The following is a 22,137-nucleotide window of genomic DNA, read 5'->3' as shown; positions in this document are numbered from 1 at the left end:
ATTTCTCTCGCCCCGGGAGGCGTGCGGGCATCGATGGTGAACGGTGCCTGAACCCCGGGTTGACTGTGGGTGAACACGGATCAGCCTGGCGAGCCAATCTAAGAAACCCCGGTGGAAAGGCTAAGAATTCTTTAAGAAAAGGTCGGAGCCCTCGAAACGGCACAAAGACCCGGACAGCATGTGACCGCCCCCGCCTAAGAATTGGCTAAGAAAACTGCAGGCCAGCACTGGTCGGTCCCTATGGTGGTGCCATGACACCGGGCAACCGGCTACTGGTGGCCGACGACGACGCGTCCGTGCGCCAAGCCCTCGACCGTGCTCTGCGCCTGGAGGGCTACACCGTCCACCTCGCCGCCGACGGAGCCGAAGCGCTGGCCAAGACCCTCGAACTCCAACCCGACCTGCTGCTGCTCGACGTCATGATGCCCGTCCTGGACGGCCTGAACGTCTGCCGCCGGCTGCGGGCCGCCGCCGACCGCACCCCGGTGCTGATGCTCACCGCCCGCGACGCCGTCGCCGACCGGGTCGCCGGCCTGGACGCCGGGGCCGACGACTACCTCGTCAAACCCTTCGCGCTGCAGGAACTGCTCGCCCGCGTACGAGCCCTGCTGCGCCGCACCGCGCCGCCGGCCGACGCCGACGACGTGCTGCGCCTGGGCGACCTCACCGTCAACCGCACCACCCGCGAGGTACGCCGCGGCAGCACCCCGATCGAGCTGACCCGCACCGAGTTCAGCCTGCTGCAGACCCTGCTCGAACACCAGGGCCGGGTGCTCAGCCGCGCCCAGCTGTTCGAACACGTCTGGGGCTTCGACCTCAACCAGTCGTCCAACAGCCTCGACGTCTACATCGGCTACCTGCGCCGCAAACTCGAAGCCGACGACCGGCCCCGCCTGCTGCACACCGTCCGCGGCGTCGGCTTCGTGCTCCGCGCGGGCGAGCAGCGCCCGTGACCGGCAGGCCCTCGCTCACCAACCGGCTGACCGTCATCGCCGCCGCCGCCGTCACCGTCGTGGCCGTCGCCGTCGGCATCCTCGCGCTGCTCGCGCTGCATGAGACCCTCATCTCCCAGGCCGACCGCGAGCTGCGGGGCATCGCGAGCGGCCCGCTCAGCGACCTGACCCCGGCCACCGCCGCGAACATCCCCCCGAACCCGCTGGACGCCCAGCAGGACCTGCGGCTGCAGATCCGCTTCCCCACCGGCACCATCACCGTGCCCCGGGACAGCACACCGCTGCCCTGGACCGCCGACGACGAAGCCGTCGCGACCGGTGCCCGCCCGCGCAGCACCTACACCGCCGACACCGATCAGGGCCGCTTCCGGGTGCTCACCTTCGTCGGCCCGCACGGGCAGACCATCCAGGTGGCACGCTCCCTGGCCGGTGCCGACGCGACCGTCCAGCGGTTCGGCACCCTCATCGCCGTACTGATCATCGCCGCGGCCGCGACGGCGGCCCTCGCCGGCCGTTTCGTCGCCCGCGCCGGCCTGCGGCCCGTCGGGCAGCTCACCGCCGCCGCGACCCGCGTCGCCGAGACCCGCGACCTGAGCAGCCCGATCCCCGCCTCAGGCCACGACGAGATCGCCCAGCTCGGTCAGGCCTTCAACCACATGCTCGCCCGGCTGGGCGACGCCCAGCAGCAGCAACGCGACCTCATCGAGGACGCCGCCCACGAACTGCGCACCCCGATGGCCAGCATGCGCACCAATGTGGAAGTCCTCATCCGTGCCGGGGACCGCCTCGACGACACCGACCGCGCCGCCCTGCTCACCGACCTCGACCTGCAGAGCGTCGAGCTGGCCGACCTCGTCGCGAACCTCGTCGACCTGGCCCGTTCGCGCACCGCCGACGAGCCCATGACCCAGGTCGACCTCACCGAACTGGCCGGTTCGGCGATCAGCCTCGCCGAGGCGCACTTCCCGCAGACCCACTTCCGGCTGCATGCTCCGGCGACGGTGGTCGCCCGCGCCCGGCCCGCGACCCTGCAGCGCGCCCTGGTCAACCTGCTGGACAACGCCGCCAAGTTCGGCCCCGTCGACCAGACCGTGGAACTGCGTCTCAGTGCCGGACCGGCGCGCACGGCACAGCTCAGCGTCCTGGACCGCAACCCTGTCGTGCCCGCCGACCAGCGGGAGCGGATCTTCCAGCGCTTCCACCGCCTGGACACCTCTCGCGCCGTACCGGGCTCCGGCCTCGGCCTGGCCATCGTGCAGCAGGCGGTGACCGCCCACGACGGCACCGTCACCGTCAGCCCGAGGCCCGGCGGCGGCAACAGGTTCCAGATCTCGATCCCCGCCGAGTGAGACGGCCGGCCTCGTCCGGCTCGGCTCAGAGAGCATGAAAGAAGGGCACACCCCGCGACGGGATGTGCCCTTCCTTCATAGCGCTGCTCAGTGAGCGTGTACCACGCCTTCGGCGTTGCTGTCCGCCCTGGCGGGCAGCAGCAGAGCGGTGATGACCACGCCGATGGACAGGACCACGCCGATGATGAACGCGAGCCGCATGCCGTCGAGGCTGGCGGCCGTGGCGGCGACGCCGTCGGCCTTGAGCGAGTCGGCCCGCGCGCTCATCACCGTGACCACGAGCGCGGTGCCGAAGGCCGCCGCAACCTGCTGCAGCGTGCCCAGGATCGAGCTGCCGTGGGCGTAGAGGGGCGGCGGAACCGCGCCGAGACCCAGGGTGAAGACCGGGGTGAAGGTCGCCGCCAGGCCCACCATGAGCAGCGCGTGCATGGCGAGCAGCTGCCAGTAAGGCATGGTCATCGAGACCTGGGTGAAGCCGGCGAGCGCGAGCGAGATGGCGATCGCACCGGGGATGACAAGGACCCGGCCGCCGAACCGGTCGAACAGGCGGCCCACGGTCGGTCCGAGCAGGCCCATGGCCAGGCTGCCGGGCATGACGAGCAGCCCGGCCTGCAGCGCGCTGAGCCCGCGGATGTTCTGCAGGTACAGCGGCAGCAGGATCATCGAGCCGAGCATCGCCATGAACGCGACCGACATCAGGATGAGCGCGATCGTGTACGTGCGGTGCTTGAGCGTGCGCAGGTCCATCAGCGGTGAGCCGGACTTCTGCAGCGACAGCTGACGGAAGACGAACACGGCGATGGCGACCAGCCCGGCCGCGACGATTCCGGCGGCCATCCCGAGGTCGTCGCCCTGGAACTGGCTGAGCCCGTAGACCAGGCCGCCGAAGCCGAGTGCGGCCAGCGTCACGCTGAACCAGTCGATGGTGCTGACCTCGGGCTCGCCGACGTTCTCAAGCTGCTTCAGGCCACCCCAGGCGATCACGGCGGCGATGGGGAACACCACGGCGAACAGCAGCCGCCAGGAGCCGAAGTTGAGGATCACGCCCGACAGCGCCGGGCCCATCGCGGGCGCGACCGAGATGGCCAGGGTGACGTTGCCCATGACCTTGCCCCGGTCGTGCTCGGGCACCACGTGCATCAGCGTGGTCATCAGCAGCGGCATCATCACCGCCGTGCCGGACGCCTGGATGATGCGCGCGCCGAGCAGCATCTCGAAGCTCGGCGCGACGGCGGCCGCCGCGGTGCCGAGCAGGAACAGGCCCATCGCCGTGGCGTACGCGCCACGCGTGGACACGCGCTGCAGGAACCAGCCGGTGATCGGGATGACCGCGGCCATGGTCAGCATGAAGGCGGTCGAGAGCCACTGCGCGGTCTGCTCGGTGATCTTCAACGCGTCCATCAGGTTCGGGATAGCGTTGATCATGATCGTCTCGTTGAGGATCACGATGAACGTGGCCAGCACGAGAAGCCGGATCACGGGCGGGGTGCGACCCGACGGCGGTGTCGCGGATTTGGCGGGTGAATCGAGCAGCTGGCTGGACACGGTACCTCTATCGGGGGTCTCGGGGATTCAGGCGGTGACTGCCGGTGGACTCACCGCCAGTCGCTGTCTTGCCCAGACTGACCGATGCCACCGACAAAACGCATCGCAGCTACTCACACTGCTACAAGTTCTGGCAAAGGTCACCCGGTTTTCACCAGCGGACGACTCCTACCGGGTGACGACACCTACAACACATCGCCGGCCGAAACGGTGTCGCCGAAGAGAGCCTCGTTCACCGGAACGACAGTGGTGTTCGTCACGCTCGCGGGCAGTCGGGTGCCATGCAGTCGCGACGCCGGCGATGAATGCGCAGGTCGTTTGCGCTGATCTGCACCACGCTCAGCCGTGGGCGCACCGGGCCGGGCCGCCAGTAGCGAAAGTCCGCGGCGGCGGTCCGTACCGCCTCGGCTTCGGTCAACCGCGGCAGGACGAACTCGTGGGTCGCGGGGTGGGACCAGTCGCGGCGTACGACGTACAGCACCTGGTTGTCGCGGACGCGGTACGACAGCGTGCCGCGCCGGAAATCGCCTGCCCACAGACGCATCACGCCCGCCCGCCCTTCGACGAGAACAGGACCGCCCCGATACGGGGCAGCCACCTAGTTCGAACATACGTTCGAACATCGAGGATGGCAACGACCGCCCGGAATTCGTGGCCGGCGTTCGTGACGGCCGTCACTACGAGTAGGCATACCTAGAGCGGGCAGGGCGGCCGTCTAAGTAGGTCGCGTGCAGGCAAGATACGCCGTCGGTGCGGATGGGCAGAGCCCGTCGCAGGAGGAGTATTCATCTCGTCAGTAACACAGTGTCAAGGACTGAGGAGTCTGCGATGTTCGGATCGCCCGAGATGGACTTCGCTCTCGCGAAGATGCATCACCGAGAACTCATCGAACAGGCCGCCACGGAGCGGGTGGCCAACCGGCTGCACCGCAGCGGCCGCAAGCGCCGCCAGGCGCGCGACCACACGGCGCGATGAGCATGAACCGACAGGCCCGGGTACCGCAAAGCGGACCCGGGCCTGTTCCTTTCCTGGTCGTCGGCGCAGAGCGGTCACCGGACGGGGTGGGCGGCCTGCCCACTGCCACCTGCGGCCAGGTCGTCAGAGTTGCCGGAACTGGCCGTAGTACGAGCCCAGCGAGTCGAGGTAGGCCCCGTCCTGATGCCGCTCGGCCTCGTACTCCGGCGCGTCCTTGACCTGGTCCTTGGTGCAGTCGATGTAGACGCGCTCGTCGTCGAGGTCGATGCTCTTGATCACGCCTGCGGGCAGCACCACCTTGCTGCCGAAGATCCACGGGCCGGTGTCGACCACGAGGATCCGCGAGCCGGCCTCCCCGGCCTGCTCGTCGATCTTGCCGATCGAGCCGTCCGTGGCCTCCACCCGGAAGCCGGTCAAGTCCCTCTCCCCGCCCTCGATGACGGGCTTGTAGTCCAGGGTCTCGTGGTAGTTCCACGGATCCCAGGGCGTGGGGTTCATCAGCGTCACGACAGCCTCCTTGCTCACAGCCAAGTACGCTGCCCATCTACCCGCCGGCGGCCCCGCCAACCATCGCGAGATCCTCGAGCCGATCCGTCCGGCGAACACCTCGGACGCGGATTCGGCTCCCGCAGGCAAGGCTCGCCCGCAAGACGACCGGCAGGGTCAGCCGCGAAGCAGCCGGTCGATCGCCTGGCGCAGGCGCGGCCATTCGTCGGCAATCGCATACGTGGCCACGTTGAGCAGGTCGAGCGGCTCATCCCCGGGCCGGCACGGCGGGGAGGGCGCAGCGTTCCCGGGCGAAGACCGAGTCGGTACCTGATTTCATGATCCGGTCGGGGCCGGGTCACACATCGACAGCCCGGAGATCACAACCAAGCGCCGTGTCGTCGACGTCTATCCACAGTGGAAGGGAAGTTTGTCGTCGCCGCCGTCGAGGCAGTCGATGACAGACAGACGCGGGCCCTCCCGCGCAGAGCGAAGGATGAGTTCTTGGACGTCACACACAAGCACCGCATTCGACGGGCCGGGCTGCTGCTCTCGTCGACGATCATCGCGGCCGGCCTCGGAATCTTCTCAGCAGGCCCCGCGAACGCCGTGGCGAACAGCGAGATCGTGCCCAACGGCCAGTACGAGTTCGCGGTCAAGCTGACCATGACCGGGATCCCGACGGCCGACGGCGGTCGCCGCAACAGCGCCTGCTCCGGTGCGCTCATCGCACCACAGTGGATTGTCACTGCGGGACACTGCTTCCGGGACTTCAACGGCGTCCGGGTCGAGCGACCGGTCGCCGACCTGACCACCGCCACCGTCGGTAGGGCAGACCTGACCACCGACATCGGTCACGTCGCCACCGTCATCGCCGTGCGCCAGTCTCCCACCACCGATCTGGCGCTGGCGAAGCTCAGCTTCCCGATCAAAGGCATCAAGCCGCTGGCCCTGAGCCGTAAGGCGCCGAAGATCGGCGACGTCCTGCGGATCACCGGTTTCGGCTCGGTCACCAGCTCCAACCCCGTGCCGTCGCAGCAGCTGCGGACCGGCCAGGTCACCGTCGTCACGGTGACGGAAGCCAGCGTCGGCGTGACCGGCCTGGCACCATCGCCCGACACCAGCGCCTGCCCGTACGACTCCGGTGCGCCGTACTTCACGGAGCACAGCAAGGGGCATCCCACCCTGGTGTCGGTGGAGAGCGGCGGACCGTCCTGCCCGCACTCGCTGGAGGAGCGGACCTCCCGGGTGGACAACATCGCCGGCTGGATCAAGCAGATCATCCGCGGCTGACGCGGAGGCGACCGGGCCGGCTTGCCTGCCCGGTCGCCCACTCACGGGTGGAACAAGTGGCCCTGACGCAGCCGCTCGAGGAGCCTGGCCCTGGTCTCGGGCCGCTTGGCCTGATGGAAGCGACCCATGTGGGCGTGCAGCGGGGGCGGCCCGTGTCGGACCGCCCCCGCTCCGGGTCATCTCAGAGTTCGGACTGAGGCGTCAGGTCCGCCAGCCGCGAGATGGTCACCGGTTCGAGCACGCCGGTGTAGACGCGCACGTCGTCGATGACACCGGAGAAGTACGACCCGTACGTCGGCGTGGTCGTGGTGCCGTCCAGCAGCGCCCGGCCGACCTGGATGCCGCGGTCGGTGCCGTTCCAGACCGCGGTGTGATCCACGGTGCCGGACAGCTGGCCGTTGACGAACAGCTGCACCTGCTTGGTGTAGTCGTTGTACGTCACCGCGAGGTGCGAGCCGGCCGCGTCGTTCGGGTTCGGCAGGCGAACCGTGTCGACCACGGTCGTCCAGCCGGTGGTGGTGCTGTCGCTGTTGGCGACGGCGAGCTGCCAGCGCTGCTGGCCGCCCACCGTGGCGCAGCGCACCTGGAACCGGCTGACGCTGGTCCCCGGCTGTGACAGCACCACCTGGTCGGCCGAGCACGCCGCGGCGAGCTTGGCCCGCGCGGTCACCGAGAAGCTGCCGGTGGTGCCCGCGAGCGGCAGGCTGTTGGCCGCGTACTGGCCGGTGCCGTAGAGCTCCAGGTGCCCCGCGCCCATGAGCGGCGACTCCGCCACCGGATCGATGTCGTAGTCCGGGACGTACAGGTGCGCCCCGCCGGAGAGGGTCAGCTCCTTGGCCGGGTCGGCCTCCAGTCCGTCACCGACGACCTCGGGGCTGACGTACGTGCCCGGAGCGGTGTCGACCTCGTCGGCGCTGTCCAGCGACCAGTACACCTGCCGCTGCAGGCGCGGCTCGGCGATATCGCCGATCTCCGCACCCATCAGCAGCCGGTCGTACACGATCACGTCGGCGAGCCCGCCGGACCAGGCGTCGGTGTAGCCGGTCTTGGCGGTTCGCCGTCCCAACTGCAGCGGCCCGTGGGAGGCCCACTCCGACGATATGACCGAGTTCGCCACGAACGTGCCGTTGACGTACAGCGACAGCTTGTTGAGCACCGGGTCGAACATGCCGGTCAGGTGGGTCCAGCCGGTGGACGCGGTGACCGTCTGCCCGGTGCTGACGCTCCAGGTGCCCAGCGTGTCGAGGTCCGACACCGGCACGCGGAAGGTCCACCGGCCGGAGCCGTCGTAACCCAGCACGAAGCCGGGCTCACCCGTGCCGTCCTGCGACACCGCGGCCTGGGGCCGCGACAGGTCGTTGACCTTGACGAAGGCCGACACCGTGAAGCCCTTGCTGGTGTCGAGCAGGCCGGCCGTCGTGGTGCTCAGGTGGCTGTCGGCGCTGCCGTCCAGCAGCACCGAGCGGTGCAGGACGCCACCGGGTCCGGGCTGGCCGAACGACACGGCCGCGCCCGCGGTCGCGTGGTTGACGCCGGCCGTGTCCGAGGCGGACGGACCCGCCTGCTCGTCGAGCTTCCACTGCCCGATCGGCGCGTTGCCCGCTCCGATCCGGAAGGTGCAGCTGCTGGTGTCGCTCTCCTTGCCCGCCGCGTCGACCGCGATGACCGACACGGTGTGCGGCGCCTCGGTCAGCGGCAGCCAGGAGACGGACACCGGGCCGCCGGCCGTCGTGGCGATCGAGGTGCTCGGAGCACCGTCGAACGAGTACTTGTACGAGACCACGTCGGTCGCGCTCGTGTCGAACGTGAAGCTGCCGTAGCGGCCGACGCCGTCGTGCCAGACGTCGCCCTCGATGCAGCCGGCCGGGTTCGTCCCGGCGTTGTCGGTGGCGTCGTCCGGCAGGTAGTTCGCGGAGTCGATGTCCGGACCGGCGGGCTTCGTCGTGTCCAGGATGAAGCCGCAGGTGGTCGACTTCGTGCTCCACGCGGTGCCGTCGGACGACTCCACGTACCAGGAGACGACCGTGTTCTGCGGCAGGAGGGGCACTCCCGTGACGGGCAAGCTCAGGTCGTAGTCGAACGTCGACTTGTTGGCCTTCTCCCCGCTGGTCCAGACCTTGGTCTGCTGGGTGCCGTTCTCCATCCACTGCACGGTGAACCGCGCGGTCAGGGGCTCGGCGTCCTTGTCGTCCGAGTCGGCCAGGTACGCGGACAGCTTCGGCACGCTGGAGACGTACCAGGAGTTGTCCACCGTGCCGGTGCGGCAGGGGCCGCCCGGGTTCGAGGTCAGCGTCGTCGGCACCGCCGGTACGCGGTTGTAGGTGACCGACAGCACCGCGTTGTCGCAGAACCGCTTGATGTAGTACTTGCTGTCCTCGTCGTTGGCCCGCAGACCGAACGTGGTCGTCGCCCAGTCGTTGGACTGCGCCTCGAGGACCGCGGCCTTGGCGTTGAAGGTCACGTTGTGGTTCGTCGTGGTGCACGAGCCCTGCGAGACCGTGGGGGCCTTGGTCTCCTGCGCCTTGCTCCACGCCGGCTGGTTGCGCCAGTTCGTCGCGGACGAGATGCCCGCGCCCATGCGGTACAGCGTGACGTTGCGGGCCGAACCGTCGTACGTGTGCACCATCGTGATCTTGAAGGTGGCGGCCGAGATCACGAGCGTGTCGTCCTGGTAGGGCGTCGGGATCGCGTACAGCAGCCGCTTGATGTACGAGTTGTTGCAGTAGTTCGGCGAGTCGCTCCGGTTGCACAGGCCGATCCGCTCGTCGCGGTCGCCGTCGAACTTCCAGTTCTCCTCGTCCGGGTAACCCGAGTCGACCATCGCCCACGAGGTGTTCGTGTGCGGGGCGGTGTACGGGTCGAGGTACAGCGGGTAGCGCAGGTCCGTCCGGGCGAGCATCGCCGCGTCGGGCGTGAGCACCAGCATGCCGTCCTTGACAGCGGCCTTCATCTCGGCGCGGATCGACGACTGCGGCGCGGACACCGCCGACAGCGAGCCGTCGGCCCGCTCCTCGGGGGCGCCGTGGTCCCACATCTTCGGGACCGGCGCCTCGAACACCAGGCCACCGGAGCCCTTGTCGTGTGCGACCAGGCGGCCACCGTCGACCGAGTAAGTGAGATGGTCGCCGCTCAGGCCGTACTTGACCTGGGCGAAGCGCGGGTCGCGCATCGCCTCGGGGGTCTTGACCACCAGCACGTGGCTGTAACCGGTGGAACTGACCCGGAGAACCAGGTCGACGTCCTTGTCGAGCGCGTAGGTCGCGGTGTCACCGGCCAGCGTCGGCGTCGGCAGGCCACCGGGCCAGGTCAGCCGCATGGTGCGGCCGGTCCGGGTGATGGTGGCCAGCGGCATGTCACCGCCGCCGGAGAACCGCATCGACGTGACGGCCGCCTTCGGCCCGACGCTGCCGTCCGGGTAGCGGATCATGGTCGTGTCGATCGGGACCCACTTCCCCTTCTGCAGCGTGCGGTACGGCTGCACGTGCGTCTCCTGGGTGAAGGAGCCGTCCGGGTTGGCGTACGTGACCTGCCGGGTGTTCGCCCGGCCGGCCACCTCGACCTGCTTGCCCGACTTCACCGCGGCGACCTGCGCCTGCTGATCCGTCCACGGCGTGCTCGGCGCCGCAGCGCCCGCCGCCCCCATCGCGACCACATCGCCGGAGCCGCTGTCCGGCACCGCCACCCACCATCCGGCGGCGACCAGGCCCAAGGCCGCCGTCGTCGCCAGCGCGCGGACGCGCCACCCCCGTACCATGCCGTCCTGCTCCTTCATCGAATTGCCGAACACCTTCTGCAGACTTCTTCGCATCGCCGTCACCCGACCTGCGTGCCGAGAGCGACCGAACCGGTGGCGGGCAGGCCGGTGCCGGGAGCCAGGGTCTTGGTGACCGTGACCGTGTCGGCGCCGAGCGATGCCCAGGACAGGCCCCACACCGCCTGGTTCTGGTACGGCGAGGAGACGAACAGGTCCGTCGGCGACGCGCCCATGCTGATGCCGATCAGCTCCCGCTCACCCGCGGTGCCGGGCAGGGACCCCGCCACGCGCTCGACGACGACGTCGTAGGTGATCGTGCCCGCCCCGCCGGCGTACACCCGGATCGTGCCCGCGTCGCGGGTCGAGCCGAGGTCCTCACCCGGCGCGCCGACCGCGACCAGCACGGTGGAAGCGGTGGGTGCGGTGCCGGGGCTGGTGTTGACCACGATCACCTTCGCGCCGAACTGGTCGCCCGCCTCGTTGTCTCCCGAGACACCCGCCGTGTTCTGGCTGGTCGCCTTGAGCTGGGTGAGGGATGTGCCGGACACCCGGAACTCGTGCACCATGCCCGCGTCGGCGCCGTCCACGGCGTCCTCGCCCGGCACGCCGACGACCATGATCGAGTCTCCGACGGGCCAGTACGGCGCCATCGCGATCGACTGGCCGAACAGGTCGCCCGCCTCCGAATCCCCGTCGACGTTGGGGGTGTTCTGCGTGGCACAACCGCCCCGGGTGGGGAGGTTGCTGGTCAGCGTGTGGCTGTAGGCGCACACGAAGCCGGAGAACTCCGTCCCGGTCGCCTGCGCCTCACCCGGCGTGGACACGCCGATGTGGTACGGCGTGGCGGCCACCGCGTAGCCGAACCGGTCGTCCGTCTCAGGCGTGCCGGCGGCACCGTTGAACTGGTCGAACGCGACCTTCACCGAACCCCGGTAGTAGTACACCGAGCCGCTGTTGTCCTTGGCGTTGGCGTCGTCGCCGGGCACGCCCACGACCAGGAACGGCTGGCCCGCCGACGTCTTGCCGCCGGCCAGGGAGTAGCCGAACCAGTCGCCGCCCGCCTGGGTGCCCGGGGCGCCGCCGGTGCCCTGCGCGTACCGGATCGCCGGGGTGTTCGGGCCACGGCCCAGGCCCTCCGGAGCGCCGAACACGAGCTGGACCTCACCGGCGTCGACGAGCGAGCCGTCGTCCTCGAACGGGGCGCCGATCGCCACGTCCGCGCAGCCGTCGAGGTTCGCGTCGTAGATGGCCAGCGAGTGGCCGAACCGGTCGTCCGGCTCGGAGTCGCCGATGATCTCCGTGTCGTCCTGGGTGATGGCCCGGGTGGCGCCGTCGGCGCCGTTGACGATCCGGACCAGGCCGGCCTTGGCGTCGCCGTTCACCGTGGCCAGCGGGTCCGCGACGAGCATGTCACGCGTGCCGTCGCCGTTGAAGTCACCGTCGACGCCGAACTGGCAGCCGGGTGCGGGCGGCGGCAGGACCATCACGGTGAACTCGCAGAACGACGACCAGGGGCTCGTGAGCGAGCCGTCGCTGCCGCGCACCCGCCACTGGTAGCTGCCGCCCTCGGCGAACGCGCCCGCCGGGACCGTGACGGTGCGTGCCGTTCCGGAGGCGCCCGCGGCGGTCACCGTCGAGCCGATCTTCGCCGAGCCGCCGACGGCCCACCACTCGAACTCCGCCGTCACCGAGGCACCGGTGTCGACGTCGGTGACGGTCGCGGACAGCTGCGGGGTGACGGTGTCGATCGTGGGCCGGCCGGCGCCGGTGGTGCAGCTCGTCGCCGGGGTCGTGGACCGGGCGGTCACGCTCGGGTACGAGTTGTAGTCCACCACCGCGTACGGGATCTGGCTCACGTCCGAGTAGTTCGAGGAACGCAGCTGCTTGAAGTAGGTCCCGTCGCTCTCGTTGGTCCTCAGGCCCATGTCGGCGGCGGTGTCGCCCGCGTTGGCGGCGGCCTGCAAGAAGGCCTTGCCGTCGATGCTCACCCAGCCGTCGCTGCAGGCGTCGCCGCCCATGGTCTGGCTCGACGTGGCGTGGAGGGTGTTCCAGGTGGGCTGGTTGTCCCACAGCACGCCGTTCGGGATCGTGCCGGTGGTCCACAGCTCCCAGTTCCGCGACCCGCAGATGCCGGACCAGAAGTTCCAGAAGTAGAACGTGGCCGAGGTGATCGAGGTGCCGACCAGGGCGGTCGTGTTCAGCCGGGCGAGGCCGCGGTGCTTGAGGCCGGACCCGATACCGATCTGGATGTCGCCGTTGCCACCGTTGTGGGTGGTGTCGGTCTCCTTGACGTAGATGTCGTAGGGGGCCGACAGCGGGTTGATCTGCGGGTCGATGGTCAGCGGGAACTGGCGCGACTTGTCCTTCAGCCACGCCTCGTCCGGACGCAGCCGGAAGTTCACGCCCGTGCGGGCGGTACGGCCGGAGACACCGGCTTCGGCCGCCTGCGCCGTGGCGCTGACCTCGGTGTCGACCTTCTTCAGGTGCGCCGGGTCGCCGGTGGCCGTCTTGGCCGCGTCCCACATCTCCGGCGCGGGAGCGATCGCGACGTCACGCCCCCCGGCATCCTTGAGGGTCACGTTGCCGTGCTTGTCGCTCACCGAGGCGGCGGCGCCGGGCCCGGTCACCGGGAACGACACGTCGCGCACCTGGGCGATGGCGGCGGCGGTCTTCACGACCAGGAAGGTCTCGACCCCGCCGCGGGTCACCTCGACGACGAGGTCCACGCCGGGCTTGGCGTCGACGTAGGTCGCCTTGCTGCCGGACAGCACCGGCTCGGGCAGCGCGCCGTCCCAGGCCATCGACAGCCGGTCGGCGGCCTTGCCGATGCCCAGCAGTTCGCCTGAGCCGGCCGGGCGGGCGCCGGACACCGTGATGTCGTACGGGTCGGCGACGGTGCGGATCGCACCGGTGGCCGGGTCCTTGACCAGCGTCAGGTCGACCGGCACCCAGTCCTCGCCGCGCTTGGTCCGCACCGGGCCGAGGCTCAGCGTCGCCTGGAAACCACCCTCGGGCATCGCCCAGACCTCGGTGGTCTCGTCCGTGAGCTCGTCGACCCGGACGCGCCGGCCGGACGCGCGCGCCTCGGCGGCCGCCTCCGTCTGCGCCTGAGCCACTGACTTCTCGGCCGATGCTCCACCGGCCTCCGCATTCTCCTTAATCGCACCGGCGGTGACCGCCGGTGCCTCCTCGGCCGAAGCCGGAACTACCAACAGGCTGACGGTCGTCACGGTTGCCGCAAGAGCGGCACCGAACGACCTACCTACACTCCGTCGACTGACGGCGAGCAGACCCCGCATGACTCAACCTCCAAGGACACTTGGAGTGGCACGCTAGGCCAATGTCTGCGATCGCGTTGTCCCGCGGCGCTGTAGAGCGGCCGTCCGACGCGCTCGCCAGGGAGTCAATGCAGTCGATTTCTGCAACCGTCTGACGAAGCGCGATCACGGAGAGTGATTCATTCCCGAGGCGCTCCCGGTCATTGCCCTCGCCGGCTATGAGCTATCTCACACGACTGTTGAGACATGACGAAACCCGGCTCATTGAGTCCATTTTCGGCACCCTGCGACCGGATCAGCCCGACGCGCTGGCACGAACCTACGGATCCGGCAGGGCCGTGAGCCCTGCCGGATCCGTAGGCGGCACCTCGCCGCCGTCAGTCGAGCGTCGCCGCCCGGGGCTCGGCTGACAGGAACCCGTCGAGCATGTCCAGCAGCACGTCCTTCGCCTGCTCCTCCAGCTCTTCGGGCATGCTCAGCCCCTTCCTGGCACGGCCGGCGACCGACTCGGCTATCTCGGCCGACCAATGCAGGGAGCTCAGGTAACCAGGGCCGTGGAGCCGCTCCTGCACCCACTCATTGAAACCCCGCAGAAGGTCCCCGTTCGTCAGCTGGTTACCACCTTCCAGGAAGGCGACGAGCGTGGCGAACCGGTCGTCGGGCAGGAACATGCGCGGGGTGACCCGGAGTCGCCGCGCGAGCTCTAGATGATCCATCAGAATCCAAAATCGATATTGTCGCGGTAGTCGAACTTGCCATTCCATTGTGCCTTGAATTGATCGGGCGTCAGGCCGTTCTTCCCGGTCGTGCCGTCGTAGACCCGACCGTCCTTGACCACGACATAGTGATGTGTCCAGTCACCGTCCGGATTATGGGTGGAAGTACCGAGGAATGAGCCCTGCTTCGGTTTGATGTACACGATCTCCCCACCACCGAGCTTCTTCTGGATCTTGAGAGCGCACTTGTAGCAGTTCCCACCCTCCTGCTTCGGCCAACCGTTCATCGTCTTGTTGCACGTCGGGCCGCCCTTGGGCCCACCGGTGTTGTGCACCAGGACCGGGGTCTCGCCGGCGAGCACATAGTAGGTGTGGATGTCGGCGACGGTCAGGTTGTACATCAGCTCCTGCCCGACCCGGTTCCGCACATCGAGGACGGTGGCCGTCACGCCGTCCGCCGTGCGCAGGTCGTCACCGAAGCGGAGATCCGCGGCCTCGGCCCAGTAACGGGCAGACGCGACCCAGAACGGGTGTTCCCAGGTGGTGTGGACCGTGCTGACGCCGTCCACACCGTCAACCCGGATCGAGACGTCGGTCAGCAGCTCATCCGCATTCTCGTGAAGCGCCGTCACCTCCCTCACCGCGGTGACGCCCGTCTCGGGGTCGGTGGCCACGACCTGGTCACCGACGCGTACGTCCTCGATGGGCTTCGTCGTCCCGTCGGCCATCAGCACCAGCGTTCCGGGAGCGAAGCTGTTGCGGCCGGTGACGGTGCGTGGTGCGGTGCGCGGAGATCGCCAACCCCCGCAGCCGGCGCCGGTGAAGCCCGAGAAGACCTCTGCCAGCAAGGCGGTGAACATCATCTGCCCGAGCGAGGGGTTGCTCTCCGCCGCGACCAGAGCGGCGTGGTAACTGTGCAGGTCGTTCTCCAGGAACGAGCTGCATACCCACGTTGCGGCGTTGAGACAGCCGTTGGAGAGCAGGACGATCACGTCGAGCTCGGTCAGCTCCTCGGCGTTACGGCTCTTGCGCCACTTCACGACCTGCTTGTCGACACTCTCCGCCAGAACGTACGGGTCCGGCACGTCCTTCTCGTTGAAGCAGAAGCCGTCGATGCAGTAGAAGGGGTCGCCGTCCTCGATGACGAGGGTCAGCTCGGTGCCGTTCGGATAGGTGGTGGTCCACTGCGGGCCGTCGATGACAGGGTCCGCTCCGCAGTCCCCCTCCTCCGGGTGGCACTCCACCATTCCGCTCGGATCGCTCTTGGTGACGGGACTGCTGCTCGAGTACGTGTATGCGTTCCACTGCTGCGGATTGCCCAGGTCCTGGAGCGGATCGGGGTTGACGAACCGGCCGATCCCCGGATCGTATTCGCGAGCCCCGATGTGGGTGAGGCCGCTGGTCGGATCCTGTGTTCCGCCGATGAAGCCCTTCTGGTCCGGCCAGAACGTGGGCGCGGTGCCCCGAGCGGTGCCGAAGGGTGTCGTCCGGCGCAAGGTGATGTCGCCGGTGGCCGCGTTGATGGTGCTGCCGGCGGTGCCGTGGTGGTCCGCGGCCTGGAAGAACACGCCGCCGGAGGTCCGCACGGCCACGATCTGGCCCTCGAAGGAGTAGTAGCGGGTGCCCGCCACCACGGTGCCGGTGCGGGTGAGCTCCATGCCCGGCAGGTAGAGCGTGGTGCTGCCGTTCGGCTCCTTGCGCACGATGCGGTTGCCGTCGGCGTCGTAGATGAAGCTGGTGGGCTGCCCGCCGGCGGGAGTGCTCGTCGCCAGGTGCCCCTCCGCGTCCCAGGTCAGGTCCTGGTGGCCGCTCGGCGTCGTCGTGCAGACGTTGCCGGCCGCGGAGTTGGGCCGGCACGCGGTGTTACCCGCCTGGTCGTAGCCGTAGTTGTACGTCTTGTTGCCGTTCGGGCCGACCTCGTCGATCCTCGTGACGGTGTGCGGCTGGTTCTGGCCCTGGCCCTGTGCCGGGTTGGTGTAGTCGCGGACCGTGTCGGCGACGCCGGGCACGGTGGAGTGAATGGTCTCGACGTCGCGGTTGCCCGCCTTGTCGTACGTCCACGAGTGGTGATACGGCGCGGGGCCGCCCACCCCGGTCTGGGCCACCCCGTCGGCACAGGTCTTGACAGCGCTGGCGTGCGCCCAGGCCTTGGTGAGCCGGCCCAGGTAGTCGTAGTCGAAGCACTGGATGTCGCTGGGCCGGTTGACGGGCGCGTCGGCGATCGACAGGACGTTGCCGGAGTCGTCGTACTGGTAGCGGGCGTCCATGTCGATGAAGGAGATGTCCTGCCGGTCCAGGCGTGCGCGCGTCAGCCGGCCGGTTCCCCGCTCGTACTCGTAGCTCAGCCAGGCCTTCTTGCCGGCGCCGGTGTAGAGCTGGATGCCGAGCAGTTCGTCGAGGTTGCCGTACCGGGTGCCCTCTGCCACCACGTAGCTGCTGCTGCCGGTGAGCGCGGTCGGGCGCAGCAGGCTGTCGTAGGTGGTGGCGACGGCCTCCGCGGCCAGGCCACCCGCGGCGGGCATGCCGAAGGACTGGGCGGTGCCGTCGGTGTTGTACGCCGCCGTGAACTCGTAGGCGGCGCCGAGCTCCGTGCCGACCCCTGCCGAGGGGAACGCGTACCGGACCTTGGTCGGCCGGTACAGCGAGTCGCGGGTCGCGGTCACGATGGAGTAGGTGTGCCCGCCGGCGAACCGCTGGCTGTAGTGCAACTGCCCCTTCGCTCCGGCGAGGGTGTCGTACACCCAGGCCGACAGCTTCGTGCCACTGCCGACGGCGCCCTGCCACGTCTCGATCTTGCGTCCCAGCACGTCGTACTTGTGGGAGAGCGTGAGCTGCCGGGCGTCCTTGGAGGAGGTCACGTCGCCGGAGGTGTTGTAGGTGCGTTCGGTGTTGCCGCTGTCGGGGTCCTTGGTGAGGATCTCCTGGCCGCGCTGGTTGTAGTCGTGGTCCCACACGTTGCCGGCCGCGTCGGTGGACTTGTCGAGCAGACCGGCGGCGGTGTACGTGAAGCGGGTGACGTCGGCCGGTCCGGTGGGGCTCGCGCCGTGGTACTGGTGAAGCTCGGTGGTCTGGCCGCGGGCGTCGGTGACGACCGTGGTCGGCGTGCCTCCGGTGGGCGGGTCGGTGTGCACCCGGTCGCCCTCGTAGGAGGTGGTGGTCGACCATCGCGCGTCACCCGCCACGGAGAACGTCTCCACGATCGGCCGGCCGGCCTGGTCGAACGTGGTGGTGGTCTGCCCGTTGACGGATCCCTCGGGCGTGATGATCGGGATGTCTCCCGCCGTGCCCGTCGCCAGGTAGGCGGCGTTCACCTTGAAGGCGCGGCCGAGCCCGTCGTGGAAGGTGTCGGTCAGCAGCCAGCCGCCCGAGCCGGGCGCCTGGTTCTGCCGGGGGCGCAGCAGCCCGTCGAAGAGCTCGTGACTGATCCGGTATCCGCCGTCGTTGTTGATCATCTCGGTGGAGATCACGGTCGACTTGTCGTTGCGCACCAGGTAGGTGAACTTCGTGTTCGCGCCGGCGCCGTCGGCCTTGCTGCGGTCGGGCAGCCATACCGCCTTGATCCGGCCGAGACCGTCATAGACCAGGTCCGTGCGCTTGCCGTTCAGGTCGACCGACGCGGTCGGCGCACCGTACGCCGGATCCACCGTGTTCGTCGTGGAGTACCCGAGCGCGTTGGTGATCTTGACCTGCGTGGTCAGTCCGAAGGTCTCGATGTACTCGGTCTGAACCGCGTAAGGTCGCGCCTCGGCGATGGCACGCGCGTCCTTGGCCGACAGCGCGCGGCCGTGCGTGTCCAGGCTCGTGATCTCGCTGTCGACGATGTACAGGGTGTTCGTGCCGTCGTACCGGTCGAGCGTCTCGCTGCGGGTGGCGATGCCCTTGGTGGGCGCCGCGCCCCAGGCGCCGAGGTCGTAGCTGGTGCGCGCATCGGCGAGCAGCTGGGTGTTCAGGTTGGGGCTGGTCACGTCGCACTTGGCCGCGACGGTCCGCGTCCGCGAGACGTAGCTGTACATGTACTTGGTCGGGCTGTCGGCGTAGTAGGTGAGCGTGCACCGGTCGTCGCCGTCCTTGCCCGTGCCGACCTCGCCGAGGTCGTCGAGCTTGGTGACCCGCCCCCAGGTCGGGTCGTAGGTGGTGACCTTCTTCGTCTCCCGCCACACCGGGGTGCCCGGCGGGTTGTCGGGCATCGCGGTCAGCTCGCGGACGACGTCGGTGCCGACGTACGCGGCGACGTTCGATCCCCAGGTCTCGGTCTGGGTGCGGGTGATCTGCCGCCACGGCTGCTTGATCGTCTTCGAGACGATCTGGGAGCCGTTGTAGACGATCGTCTCCAGCGCGTGCCCGGACCACTCGTCGTGGTCGGTGTAGCCGGCACCGGTGGAGTCGGTGCGGGTGACGACCGGCTTCGTGCCGTCAGACAGTTCGGCGCCGCTCATGCCGCGCAGGAAGAAGTGGTCGATCCGGCCCGGCATGCTCTGCCCGTTGCCGTTGCGCACGGTCACCTGCTGGTATCCGCGCCACTGGGACCAGGTGAGGTACTCCTCCTTGGTGATCCCGTCCGGGTCGGTCTTGCGCCAGGCGGGCGTGCCGACGTACTCGTACTTGGCGACCATGTCGTCGTTGCCGCCGACCAGGTCGTCCTCGACCACGCTGTCCACGACGTACTTGTGGAACCAGTCGGTGACCCGGTCCTCGTCGTCGCCGCCCAGCGGGTTCCAGACCACCGGGTAGCAGCGCAGAGTGGAGTTGCCGGCCGTGGGCAGGTTGTCCTTGGTGCAGTCGGGCGCCTTGTAGTTGATCGTGATCTGGGCACCGGTGTCGGTCTTGACGGTCGACAGGCGGTAGCGGATCAGCGGGCCGAGGTTGTCGCCGTCCTTGACGATCCGGTTGGGCAGCTGGATGCCGTCCAGCTCGGTCGGGGGCAGGGTGACGTCCGTGCCGCCCCAGTGGCCGGTGTGGGTGATCTTCTTCAGCCACAGGGTCCGGGACGCGTCGTCGTTGGCCTTGAAGTCGTGCTCCAGCGCCCAGGACTCCACGGGCAGCCAGTCGGTGGCGCCGCGTACCTGCGTCTGGATCTTCGTGAGGCGCTTGCGGGTGAAGAAGGTCGGGGCGGCCTGGGTGGCCTCGCAGTGGGTGCCGGCGGCGCAGATCAGGTCCTCCGGCACGTCCGGCCACGAGGCGGCGGTCGTCTCGGTCAGGTCCTGCTCGTCGCAGTCGACGCCGCCACCGGGGATGCACCGCTCGAACGTGCTGAACACGACGCGAGCCGGGGCGTTGGTCGAGTAGACCTCGTTGTCCCGCTGGCCGTAGTCGATCCGGGCCAGGTAGCCGCCGCGGTGGTACGCGGCGCCGTCGACGTCGGTGCGCCCGCCCCGGGCGAAGTGGTTGGTCTCCCGGCCGTAGAAGTAGGAGATCACGCTGCCGCGCGGGTCGATGACGTAGTCGAGGTTCCAGCGCCAGGCCTGGTTGCAGTACGAGTCGGCGAACCCGCTGCTCTGGTGGCAGGGCTCGCCGGAGTCGTCGCCGTACACCGGCGCCGACCACACCGACTTCGTCTCCTCCTTGTTGGCGCTCCAGCCGTTGAGCCGGTTCTTGCCGAAGAAGTACTGCGTGCCGTCGGTGGTGGTGACCTTCCAGTACTCGCCGTTGTCGTCGCCGTTCACGGCGCCTTCCAACCGCTCGATCTTCGCGCCGTCGTCACTGGAGGACTTCCACGTGTTGTCGTCGATCTTCACCAGCGTGCCCGAGGCGCCGTTCAGCATGATGGTGCCGTTGTGGAAGGCCCAGCACTGGTCGGCGGACGTGTCGTGGCCGTCGTCCTTGCACGGCTTGTAGCGGCGCTCGATGTATCCCGGCTCGTAGCTGAAGCCCTGGCCCACCCAGGAGCCCTGGTTGTTGGTGGCCGCGGTGCTGCCGTCCACGCCCTGCGACGAGTACGACAGCGCGACCTGCGGGCCGAGGCCGCTGGGGGTGGCGGGGACGCGAATCGGGTAGTTCCAGGCGAATCCGCCGGAGCTCAGCGCCGTCTGCCAGGACGACGACGGGGCGAGCTGGGTGGCCTTGTAGTCGCCCTGCGCGGACGAGTCGCCGGCGGTGAGGGCGAACATCATCGCCCCGGCGCCGGTCGCCGAGGCCTGCACGTCGGCGCGCAGCGTCTGGGTGCCGACGTCGTTGACCGAAGGCACCGGGCGCTGGATGCGGCACTCGGCCCGCTCGGGGGTGGTCGCGGCGCAGGCAGGCAGCGCGACCAGGCGCAGCCGCGCGCCGAAGTCGCCGCCGCGGGCGTGCGCGAAGCCCTGGTAGCCGACCTGGACCCGAACGGTCGCGCCGGTCGCGGCGCCGTCGGCCCGGGACAGGCCGAACATCGGGCCGCTGACTCCGGCGCGCTCCGATACGCGCCGCTCCACGACCTGCGCCGTGACCCGCTGCACCCGGTCGGCGGGCTGCGCGGCACGGCCCCGCCCGTCGGCCGCGGAAGCCGCCGCGGCGACCGTGACGGGCATGCCGCCCAGCGTCGCGGGCTTACCGTCAGCGGCCAGCTCGGCGCTGCCGGCACTCGGCCAGGTGACCTTGTCGGCGCGGGTCATCGTCTTGTCGGCGGTCGGGTCCGGTTTGGCCTTCTCCGCCTTGAGGGCCGTGCCCTTGGCCGGGGCGGGCTGCGCCTGCATCCGCGGGCCGTCGGGCCGTTCGGCCGCGGCGGGCGGCGCGGGCACCTGCAGCAGGCCGGCGACGAGCGGCAGCGCGAGGGCCGCCACCAGCAGCCGCTTGCGCCGGCCCCGGCCGACACGCGCCGTCAACGGGTGGCCCGCATCGCCGCCACCAGCCCCATCGTCGCCGCCATCACGCCGAACAGTCGACGCGCGGCCCACCGACAGGCCACGAATGATTCCCCGCATGACCAACCCTCCATAGGCACTTGGAGCGGGATGGTAGGCCAAACAGGGGTGCCCCGCTGCCCGGTGAGAGGACGGCCGAGGCGGGGACACCGGCCCTCGGCGATGCCGAATGTCGATGGAATGTGCGGAGCGGCCACACCCGATCACGCTCCGTATTCGCGTTGCGGACGGGCGTCCAGATCTTCGCAATGACATGCATCACATTGGAGAGAAGACACGAAAGGCCCCTGCACATCTCTGCGCAGAGGCCTGTCTCAAGTGGGGCGCGGACCGTCAGCGGCCCGCACCCCACCCGGATGGTTCGGTTACACCGGCTGCCGGAACACCCGCTCGCGCAGCTCGTCGAGGTCGACCGGCTCGCCTTCGGGCAGGTTGCCCAGCAACTCCGCCAGCAGGAGGAACGAGTTCAGCATCCGCACGCTGAACACCATGCCCGCCGACCGGGCCGTGATGGGTTCGAGCGGCTGCACCCCGTCGTGGTACATGGTCACCGCCCGCATCGCCGCATCCAGCCCGCTAGCCGGCGGCGCCTCGCCGCCCAACTCGGCCGTCAGCCCGAGCCAGGCGTACCACAGGTTCGTCATGCCGGAACCCACGGGCGAGTCGAACGGCTGGATGTCATCGGTGTCACCCCCGTCGTAGCCCATGGCTCTGCACCACCGCCAGAAGACCGCGTTCGCCTGCTCCGCCACTTCGGGTGCGCCGTGTTCCGCGGCAGCGCGAACAGTGGTCAGCGAGTCCGCGATCAGGGGCCGCCAATCCGATGGCGTCGACGCCTCGTAGAGGTCGTCCAGCTCCCTGGTGATGATCCAGGCAGCGGCCAGGTACCGCGGGTAGGGCAATGCACGCAGGGTCATGTGCACCGTCCGCGAGAACTCTCCGAGCTCCATCG

The 22,137-nt window shown here is 69.3% G+C and carries 12 protein-coding genes; 4 read left to right on the top strand and 8 right to left on the bottom strand.

Annotated elements, in window-relative coordinates; translation table 11 throughout:
• Nucleotides 1-251 precede the first annotated feature (251 nt).
• A complete protein-coding gene (locus tag AB0B35_RS32425) occupies nt 252-953 on the top strand; it encodes a response regulator transcription factor (protein ID WP_361052712.1) in 702 nt (233 codons plus the stop codon).
• Complete coding sequence (locus AB0B35_RS32420; RefSeq protein ID WP_361052709.1) at nt 950-2,302, top strand: HAMP domain-containing sensor histidine kinase; 1,353 nt, start codon at nt 950-952, stop codon at nt 2,300-2,302. Before AB0B35_RS32425 ends, AB0B35_RS32420 begins: the two co-directional genes overlap by 4 nt.
• Before the next feature lie 87 nt (nt 2,303-2,389).
• On the opposite strand, the gene AB0B35_RS32415 is transcribed toward AB0B35_RS32420, so the two are convergent.
• Nucleotides 2,390-3,781, bottom strand: coding sequence for an MDR family MFS transporter (locus AB0B35_RS32415; protein WP_361052706.1), 1,392 nt, complete (start codon nt 3,779-3,781; stop codon nt 2,390-2,392).
• A gap of 322 nt (nt 3,782-4,103) precedes the next feature.
• Nucleotides 4,104-4,391: a hypothetical protein gene (locus AB0B35_RS32410; RefSeq protein WP_361052703.1), complete on the bottom strand. Its 288-nt coding sequence runs from the start codon at nt 4,389-4,391 to the stop codon at nt 4,104-4,106.
• 284 nt (nt 4,392-4,675) lie between these two features.
• Here AB0B35_RS32410 and AB0B35_RS32405 point away from each other — a divergent pair, with 284 nt between their 5' ends.
• Entirely contained in the window at nt 4,676-4,822 is a 147-nt protein-coding gene (locus tag AB0B35_RS32405) for a hypothetical protein (protein ID WP_361052700.1), read from the top strand.
• A gap of 123 nt (nt 4,823-4,945) precedes the next feature.
• Here the strand turns inward: AB0B35_RS32405 and AB0B35_RS32400 are convergent, their stop codons facing one another.
• The gene (locus AB0B35_RS32400; protein ID WP_361052791.1) at nt 4,946-5,320 is read right to left on the bottom strand and encodes a PRC-barrel domain containing protein; all 375 of its coding nucleotides are present in this window, start codon (nt 5,318-5,320) and stop codon (nt 4,946-4,948) included.
• 492 nt (nt 5,321-5,812) lie between these two features.
• On the opposite strand from AB0B35_RS32400, the gene AB0B35_RS32395 reads away from it, so the two are divergent.
• Complete coding sequence (locus tag AB0B35_RS32395; RefSeq protein ID WP_361052697.1) at nt 5,813-6,601, top strand: trypsin-like serine protease; 789 nt, start codon at nt 5,813-5,815, stop codon at nt 6,599-6,601.
• Nucleotides 6,602-6,782: 181 nt separating this feature from the next.
• Here AB0B35_RS32395 and AB0B35_RS32390 read toward each other — a convergent pair whose 3' ends face one another.
• From AB0B35_RS32390 to AB0B35_RS32370, 5 genes are all read right to left on the bottom strand, one after another.
• Nucleotides 6,783-10,409: a LamG-like jellyroll fold domain-containing protein gene (locus AB0B35_RS32390; protein WP_361052694.1), complete on the bottom strand. Its 3,627-nt coding sequence runs from the start codon at nt 10,407-10,409 to the stop codon at nt 6,783-6,785.
• 5 nt (nt 10,410-10,414) lie between these two features.
• Nucleotides 10,415-13,471: a DNRLRE domain-containing protein gene (locus tag AB0B35_RS32385; RefSeq protein WP_361052691.1), complete on the bottom strand. Its 3,057-nt coding sequence runs from the start codon at nt 13,469-13,471 to the stop codon at nt 10,415-10,417.
• Nucleotides 13,472-14,010: 539 nt separating this feature from the next.
• On the bottom strand, nt 14,011-14,349 hold the full coding sequence (locus AB0B35_RS32380) for a hypothetical protein (RefSeq protein WP_361052688.1): 339 nt from the start codon (nt 14,347-14,349) through the stop codon (nt 14,011-14,013).
• Nucleotides 14,349-21,146, bottom strand: coding sequence for a polymorphic toxin-type HINT domain-containing protein (locus AB0B35_RS32375; RefSeq protein WP_361052685.1), 6,798 nt, complete (start codon nt 21,144-21,146; stop codon nt 14,349-14,351). The genes AB0B35_RS32380 and AB0B35_RS32375 overlap by 1 nt, the downstream gene beginning before the upstream one ends.
• A 404-nt stretch (nt 21,147-21,550) precedes the next feature.
• Nucleotides 21,551-22,135 (bottom strand): hypothetical protein, encoded by a 585-nt coding sequence (locus AB0B35_RS32370; RefSeq protein ID WP_361052682.1) that lies wholly within the window; start codon nt 22,133-22,135, stop codon nt 21,551-21,553.
• Between the last annotated feature and the right edge of the window lie 2 nt (nt 22,136-22,137).

The sequence above is a fragment of the Catellatospora sp. NPDC049133 genome (assembly GCF_040648455.1).
Lineage (GTDB): Bacteria > Actinomycetota > Actinomycetes > Mycobacteriales > Micromonosporaceae > Catellatospora > Catellatospora aurea.
Note: the sequence above shows the minus strand (reverse complement) of the source record. Positions and strands in the feature narration are given on the sequence as shown.